This is a genomic window from Alcanivorax sp. HI0044, assembly GCF_001634945.1.
This window is the reverse complement of sequence record NZ_LWEZ01001431.1, coordinates 1-1,211: the sequence shown is the minus strand read 5'-3', so window position 1 is coordinate 1,211 and position 1,211 is coordinate 1. Positions and strand designations below refer to the sequence as shown.

Here is a 1,211-nt window from a genome sequence, read left to right as displayed (position 1 = left end):
CAATGAATCTCGATACGTCGGCTGCCTTGATGATGGTGTTCATGGCGAGGGATGTTGAGCGACAGTACCCCGTTGTGGAAGACGGCGTTCATCTGCTCGGCATCCGCATCGGCCGGCAATGTCAGCATGCGCTGGAAGGGCCCGAAACGGCGCTCACTATAATGGTAGCCGTCGCGGTCATTTTCCTGGATGGGGATTTTGCTGCCGCTGATCAGCAACATGTTGTTGTCCAGCGTCACATTCAGATCGGATTTCTCCACGCCGGGTAATTCCGCAGTAATCAGGTAGTGGTCGTCGCGCTCCAGAATATCCAGGTTGGGGCGCAAGGGCGCGTTTGGTTGGGCGTGTGGCGCCGGGGTCGTCCAGGCCATGTCGCCAAGCATTTGTTCGAACCAGTTGTCGAACTCCCGTTCCCAGCGCAACAAGGGGTGGCCGGGTTGCCGTTGCGGGAGAGGTCGCTCGCGGTTGCTCTCCTGACGAAGCCAGTTCCAGGGTGTCATTTTATGCATATCCATCGCGTGTCCTCCTGAGGGGGGTTGGAATAAACGGTTGGACAATGACCAAGTGCTTCACCTGTTGTTATGAGGCAAATGGTGACGGCTTTCAATGCCCACGATGCTATAAGGAATGGGGTTTTTTTGACCGACTGGGCAAAAGAGCCCCTTGTAATACGCGGACTTCGGTGTCACAGATGAAAGAACATGGATGAGGGCAGAGCGTTTCCGGTGAGGGATTTTTTGCCGCTCAGACACTTGGAACATGTACCGAAAAGGAGAGCAGTCATGTCTGACCATCATGTCTACAAGAAGGTTGAATTAGTTGGGTCGTCTCGCACCACCATTGAAGACGCCATCGAGAATGCGCTGGTCACGGCCAGTGAAAGCCTGGAGTTGATGGACTGGTTCGAGGTGACCGAAACCCGCGGCCATATCGAGAATGGCAAGGTGGGGCATTATCAGGTGACGTTGAAGGTCGGCTTCAGAATTTCCGGATCGTGAAGCAGTAGCTACGAGCTACGAGCTACGAGCTACGAGCTACGAGCTACGAGCTACGAGCTACGAGCTACGAGCTACGAGCTACGAGCTACGAGCTACGAGCTACGAGCTACGAGCTACGAGCTACGAGCTACGAGCTACGAGCTACGAGCTACGAGCTACGAGCTACGAGCTACGAGCTACGAGCTACGAGCTACGAGCTACGAGCTACGAGCT

Annotated in this window: 2 protein-coding genes; one reads left to right on the top strand and one right to left on the bottom strand. The window is 55.2% G+C overall.

The window, feature by feature from the left end:
• A partial coding sequence (locus tag A3730_RS21220; RefSeq protein ID WP_063521083.1) for an Hsp20/alpha crystallin family protein occupies positions 1-515 on the bottom strand: 515 nt, incomplete at its 3' end.
• 267 nt (positions 516-782) lie between these two features.
• On the opposite strand from A3730_RS21220, the gene A3730_RS21215 reads away from it, so the two are divergent.
• Positions 783-998: a dodecin gene (locus tag A3730_RS21215; RefSeq protein WP_007149047.1), complete on the top strand. Its 216-nt coding sequence runs from the start codon at positions 783-785 to the stop codon at positions 996-998.
• Positions 999-1,211 lie beyond the last annotated feature (213 nt).